Origin of the sequence: Acidovorax sp. (assembly GCF_022763525.1) — a bacterium.
In the GTDB taxonomy this organism is placed as follows: domain Bacteria; phylum Pseudomonadota; class Gammaproteobacteria; order Burkholderiales; family Burkholderiaceae_C; genus Acidovorax.
On record NZ_JALEGG010000055.1, the window covers coordinates 1 to 6,627 of the forward strand.

The following is a 6,627-nucleotide window of genomic DNA, read 5'->3' on the forward strand; positions in this document are numbered from 1 at the left end:
ATTACCGCTATTTTTTCTTAGGCAGCATTGTTGCATTATTTGTATTTTCATTGTTCTTGATTATGAATGGCAATATAAAATTTTTAGCCTTCCCTGAAATTGAAGGTGATGTCATTCAAGCAAGAGTACAATTACCACAGGGTATTCCCTTTCAAAAAACAGAAAGAATTGCAAATCTTATATCGAACGCACTATGGGAAGTAGATCGTAACTTAGAAAAAAAATATCAACAAAAAATTATTCAACAAGTCACTATTCAATATGGTGAAAATTTAGATGTAGATTCCAAAGGTAACCATCTTGTAACAGTAAGTGCAGATTTACTAAAATCTGAGAAGCGAAAAGCAAACTTAAGTGAGATTTTCATGGCATGGCGCAAGCTAGTCGGTGTGATCCCAGACGCAGTAGCTATTAACTTTAAAGAACCACAAATAGGTCCTGGGGGAAGAGCCATTGACATGCAAGTATTAGGTGACGATCTCAATAGAATTAAACAAGTTGCCATGCGGCTACACTGGTGTTCATACCGTTGGTGGGTGGCCTCGCAGGTGCGTTCTTTGCGATTCTGCTGGGCTTTGTTACCACCAAGAAGTCGGGCACCACGTTTGCCATGATCACGCTGGGCATCGGTGAACTCGTCGCCTCCATGGCGCTGATGTTCCCCGAGTTCTTTGGCGGGGAGGGCGGCATCACGACCGACCGGGTCTACGGCAAGCCCTTCTTTGGCATCACCTTCGGGCCCGCCATCCAGGTGTACTACCTCATCGCCGCCTATTGCTTCGTCTGCACAGCCGCCATGTTTGCGTTCACCGGCACGCCGCTGGGGCGCATCCTGAACGCAGTGCGCGACAACCCCGAGCGTGTGGAGTTCATTGGCTATAACACGCAGCGCGTGCGCTACTTCGCGTTCATCATCGCGGGCTTTTTTGCGGGCATCGGTGGAGGCCTCGCAACGATCAACTTCGAGATCATCACGGGCGCGGACAGCCTGAGCGTGATTCGCTCCGGAGGCTACCTGCTGTTCACGTTCCTGGGGGGCGCCACGTTCTTCTTCGGCCCGATCATCGGCGCGGTGCTGCTGGTGCTGGCCTCGGTGCTGCTCTCCGAGCTGTCCAAGGCGTGGCTGCTGTACCTGGGCCTGGTCTTCCTGTTCATGGTGATGTATGCACCCGGCGGCATCGCCAGCCTGATCATGATGAACCTGCGCGTGGCCAAGTACGGCAAGCTGGGGCGGCTGTGGGTTTCGTACCTGGCGCTGGCGGGCACGGCGCTGGTGGGTGTGATGGGTGCAGCCTGCATGATCGAGATGACCTATCACCTGCAGCTCAATGCGGCCCTGGGCCCCGAGTTGACATTTTTGGGCGGAACGCTCAATGCCAAGGGATTCACAAGTTGGTTTGGCGCCATCTTTGTGATGGTGACCGGTTTCGGGCTGTTTGAACTTTGCCGTCGCCAGTTTGTGCGGCAGTGGGGCACGATCCAGGAAGAGATCGAACATGAAATCAAGCGTGGGGAGGCGCTGTGAACATGGCGGCTGACAACGCAACCAACATGACGACATACGCCTTGGAACTGCGCGACCTGCGCAAGAGCTTTGGCAAGACCGAGATCATCCGCGGTGCGAACCTGGCGGTTGCGCCGGGCGAGCGCGTGGCCATCATCGGCCCCAACGGTGCGGGTAAATCCACGCTGTTCAATCTGATCAGCGGGCGCTTTGCGCCCACGAGCGGGGACGTGATTTTGAATGGCCAGCGCATCAATGGCTTGGCGCCGTATGAGATCAACCGCAAGGGACTCTCGCGCAGTTTCCAGATCACCAACATCTTTCCCAAGCTGTCGGTGTTTGAAAACCTGCGCTGCGGCGTGCTCTGGAGCATGGGCTACAAGTACACGTTCCTGCGCTTTCTGTCGAACCTGCACGACGCCAATGATCGCGCCAAGCAGTTGATGGAGATGATCAAGCTCGACAAGAAGCGCGACACGCTGGCCATGAACCTCACCTATGCCGAGCAGCGCGCGCTCGAGATCGGCATCACGATTGCGGGCGGGGCCAACGTGATCCTGCTGGACGAACCCACCGCCGGCATGAGCAAGACCGAGACCACGCGCTTCATCCAGCTCATCAAGGAGGTGACCGAAGGCCGCACCTTGCTCACTGTGGAGCACGACATGGGCGTGGTGTTCGGTCTGGCCGACAAGATCGCCGTGGTGGTGTATGGCGAGGTGATTGCCTTCGACACGCCTGACAAGGTACGCGCCAACCAGCGCGTGCAGGAAGCCTATCTGGGCTCCGTTGTCGCGGACGAGCAAGGGGCGGGACACTGACATGCTGAAAATCGAAAATCTTCACGCCTACTACGGCAAGAGCCATGTGCTGCATGGCGTGACCTTTGATGTGCAGCCCGGCGAGATCGTGGCCCTGCTGGGCCGCAACGGCTCGGGCCGTTCCACGACGGCCAAGGCCATCATGGGCCTGGTGGATTGGGAGGGCACCCTCGAGTGGAAGGGCCAGCCGCTCAACGGCAAGAAGGCTTACGAGATCGCCCACCTTGGCCTGGGCTATGTGCCCGAGAGCCGTGACGTGTTTCCCAACCTCACCGTGCACCAGAACCTGATGCTGGGGCAAAAGGGCAGCGGCAAGAACAGCCGCTGGTCGTTCGACGACATGTACGCCATGTTCCCGCGCCTGAAGGAGCGCCAGCACACCGAGGCTGGCGTGATGTCCGGTGGCGAGCAGCAGATGCTCACGCTGTGCCGCACGCTCATGGGCGACCCTGACCTCATCATCATCGATGAGCCTACCGAAGGCCTAGCCCCCAAGATCGTCGAGCTGGTGGGGGAGTACCTGCAAACCATCAAGGCACGGGGCATTTCTGTGCTGCTGATCGAGCAGAAGCTCACCATCGCCATGAAGATCTCGGACCGGGCGCTGGTGATGGGCCATGGCTCCATCGTGTTCCAGGGCACGCCGGACAGCCTGCGGGCCGATGCCTACGTGCGCAAGGAGTGGCTGGAGGTTTAGCAGGGCGATCCCCCTGAGGCGCTGCGCGCCATCCCCCTTCTCTCGAATCGCTGCGCGAATCGGGAAGGGGGACGCAGCCCTCGCTGTGGGGCGGCCCTGGCTAGGCTGCCCCTTCTTGGGGTCGCGCCAGTTTCTGGACGCGGTGGGCTCATCTGAGGCCGGCAAGCGCTGCTGCTAGCTTGGCCTGGAAAGGCGCTGATTTATAGCGCCTCTTTTTTTGCCTGCGTGGCCGCCGCTGTCGCCAAGCCTTGTCCCGCCCGGGACAAATTGACACTGTCAAAGGCGATTGAAGTCTCTACAATAAAAACGCACGACCGTTCTTTTTCAACTTTCCAAGGAACAACAGCACCATGACCGCTGAATACAAAGTCCACGGCTCCGTTGCCGTGATCACCATGGCGAATCCTCCCGTCAACGGACTGGGGCTGGCAACCCGGCAGGGCATCGTGGACGGCCTGGCCCGCGCCAATGCCGACGCGGCGGTCAAGTCCATCGTCATTACAGGGGCGGGCGGCGCCTTCTCGGGCGGTGCCGACATCAAGGAATTCGGCACCGACAAATCGCTGCAGGAGCCCAACCTGCTGTCGGTGATCCTGGCGGTGGAGAATTCGGCCAAGCCCGTGGTGGCCGCCATGCACACGGTGGCCATGGGCGGCGGCCTGGAGCTGGCGCTGGGTTGCCACTACCGCATCGCGGCGCCTGGCTGCTCCATCGCGCTGCCTGAAGTCAAGTTGGGCCTGATCCCTGGCGCCGGCGGTACGCAGCGTCTGCCCCGCGTGATCGGCGTAGAAGCCGCGCTCAACCTCATCGTGAGCGGCGAGCCCGTCAAGAGCGAAATGATCGCCGGCGTGCCCGGCCAGAAGCTGTTCGACAAGCTGGCAGCATCGCCCGAGTCGTTGGCCGAGGAGGCCCTGGCGTTTGCGCAGAGCGTCGCCGACGCGCGTCCGCTGCCCCTGGTGCGCAATCTGCCTTGCAAGCACCCCGAAGGCGATGCCTACTTCCAGTTCGCGCGCAACATGGTCAAGGGCATGGCCAAAAATTTCCCCGCGCCCGCCAAGTGCGTGGACGCGGTCGAAGCAGCGACCAAGAAGAAGTTCGCCGAGGGCATGCTGGTCGAGCGCGAGATTTTCATCAACCTGATGTGGACGCCAGAATCGCGCGCGCTGCGCCACCTGTTCATGGCCGAGCGCGCTGCGAGCAAGATTCCTGACGTGCCGTCGGACACCCCCAAGCGCGACATCCAGAAGGTAGGCGTGATTGGCGCGGGCACGATGGGTGGTGGCATTGCCATGAACTTCCTGAACGCCGGCATCCCCGTCAAGATCCTGGAAATGAAGCAGGAAGCCCTGGACCGCGGCATCGGCACCATCAAGAAGAACTACGAGGCCCAGGTCAAGAAAGGCAAGCTCAAGGAGGACAAGTACGCGCAGCGCATGGCCCTGCTGAGCACCACGCTGAGCTATGACGACCTCAGGGACTGCGACCTGATCATCGAGGCCGTGTTCGAAGAGATGGGCGTGAAGGAGGCGGTGTTCAAGCAACTGGATGCTGTGGCCAAGCCCGGCGCCATCCTCGCCTCCAACACGTCCACGCTGGACGTGGACAAGATCGCGTCCTTCACCAAGCGTCCACAGGACGTGGTCGGCATGCACTTCTTCAGTCCTGCCAACGTGATGAAGCTGCTCGAAGTGGTGCGTGGCAAGGAGACGGCCAAAGACGTGCTGGCCACCGTGATGGCCGTGGGCAAGAAGATCAAGAAGACGGCGGTGGTCTCGGGCGTGTGCGACGGCTTCATCGGCAACCGCATGATCGAGCGCTACAGCCAGCAGGCTGGCTTCCTGCTGGACGAAGGCGCCACGCCCCAGCAGGTTGACAAGGCCATCGAGAAGTTCGGCTTTGCCATGGGCCCATTCCGCATGGGCGACCTGGCCGGCAACGACATTGGCTGGGCGATCCGCAAGCGCCGCTACACCGAAAAGCCCGACATGAAGTACAGCAAGACCGCGGACCTGCTGTGCGAGATGGGCCGCTTCGGCCAGAAGACCGGGGCAGGCTGGTACGACTACCAGGCCGGCAAGCGCGATGCGATCCCGAGCGACGTGGTGAACAAGATGATCGAGGACCACCGCAAGACCCTGGGCGTCACGCCGCGCAAGATCTCGGACGAAGAGATCGTGCAGCGCCTCGTGTTCGCGCTGGTGAACGAAGGCGCCAAGATCCTGGAAGAGGGCATCGCCAGCAAGTCCGGCGACATCGACATGGTTTACCTGACGGGCTACGGCTTCCCCATCCACCGCGGCGGCCCCATGCACTACGCCAGCGAAGTAGGCCTGTTCAACGTGGTGCAGGCCATGAACCGCTTTGCGCAGAACCCCATGGACGACGCCAACGCCTGGAAGCCCGCGCCCCTGCTGGCCAAGCTCGCCGCTGAAGGCAAGGCCTTCCAGTAAACAGCCCGCGTGCACCGCAATACCGAATAGACAAGGAATTCACATGACCTCCGCAGTGATTGTTTCCACCGCCCGCACGCCGCTTGCCAAGAGCTGGAAGGGTTCGTTCAACATGACGCACGGCGCCACGCTGGGCGGCCATGCCGTGCAGCATGCCGTGCAGCGTGCCGGCATCGACGGCGCCGACGTGGACGACGTCATCATGGGCTGCGCCACGCCGGAAGGCGCCACGGGCAGCAACATCGCCCGCCAGATCGCGCTCAAGGCGGGTCTGCCAGTCACCACGTCTGGCATGACCATCAACCGCTTTTGCTCCTCGGGCCTGCAGACAATCGCCACCGCCGCGCAGCGCATCATCGCGGGCGAGGGCGACGTGTATGTGGCTGGTGGTGTCGAGAGCATCTCGTGCGTGCAGCAGGAGATGAACCTGCACATGATCCAGGACCTGGCGCTGGCCAAGCAGAAGCCCGAGATCTACTGGAGCATGCTGCAGACCGCCGAGCAGGTGGCCAAGCGCTACAACATTGGCCGTGACGCCATGGACGAGTACGGCGCCGCCAGCCAGCAGAAGGCCTGCGCAGCCCAGGCCGCCGGCCTGTTCGATGCCGAGATTGCGCCCATCACCGTCACCGCCGGCATCGCTGACAAGACGCTGGGCCTGATCACCAAGCAGGTCACGGTGAGCAAAGACGAAGGCACGCGCGAAGGCACGACCAAGGAAGGCATCAGCGGCATCCGCCCCGCGCTGCCCGGCGGCCTGATCTCGGCCGGCAATGCCAGCCAGTTTTCGGACGGCGCGGGCGCCTGCGTGGTGACCAGCGAGCAGTACGCCAGCGCCAAGGGCTTGAAGCCCCTGGGCCGCTTCCTCGGCTTTGCCGTGGCCGGCTGCGAGCCTGACGAGATGGGCATCGGCCCTGTGTTCGCGGTGCCCAAGGTGCTCAAAAAGCTGGGCCTCAAGGTCGAGGACATCGACCTGTGGGAGCTGAACGAAGCCTTTGCCGTGCAGGTGCTGTACTGCCGCGACACGCTGGGCATCCCGGCCGACCGCCTGAACGTGAACGGCGGCGCGATTGCCCTCGGCCACCCCTACGGTGTGTCGGGCCAGCGCCTCACGGGCCATGCACTCATCGAAGGCAAGCGCCGCGGCGCCAAGAA

5 protein-coding genes and 1 pseudogene are annotated in these 6,627 nt (G+C 61.2%); all 6 read left to right on the top strand.

The window, feature by feature from the left end:
* Positions 1-614: hypothetical protein (locus MRY84_RS04040; protein WP_291504468.1), on the top strand; the 614-nt coding region annotated here is incomplete at its 5' end.
* A pseudogene (locus MRY84_RS04045) lies at positions 515-1,525 on the top strand (branched-chain amino acid ABC transporter permease); the annotation flags it as partial. The gene MRY84_RS04040 and the pseudogene MRY84_RS04045, both read left to right, overlap by 100 nt.
* 26 nt (positions 1,526-1,551) lie before the next feature.
* Positions 1,552-2,325 (top strand): ABC transporter ATP-binding protein, encoded by a 774-nt coding sequence (locus tag MRY84_RS04050; RefSeq protein ID WP_291504469.1) that lies wholly within the window; start codon positions 1,552-1,554, stop codon positions 2,323-2,325.
* 1 nt (position 2,326) lies between these two features.
* The gene (locus MRY84_RS04055) at positions 2,327-3,022 is read left to right on the top strand and encodes an ABC transporter ATP-binding protein (RefSeq protein ID WP_291504470.1); all 696 of its coding nucleotides are present in this window, start codon (positions 2,327-2,329) and stop codon (positions 3,020-3,022) included.
* Between the two features lie 350 nt (positions 3,023-3,372).
* Complete coding sequence (locus MRY84_RS04060; protein WP_291504471.1) at positions 3,373-5,472, top strand: 3-hydroxyacyl-CoA dehydrogenase NAD-binding domain-containing protein; 2,100 nt, start codon at positions 3,373-3,375, stop codon at positions 5,470-5,472.
* A 43-nt stretch (positions 5,473-5,515) separates the two neighbouring features.
* A partial coding sequence (locus MRY84_RS04065; RefSeq protein WP_291504472.1) for an acetyl-CoA C-acyltransferase occupies positions 5,516-6,627 on the top strand: 1,112 nt, incomplete at its 3' end.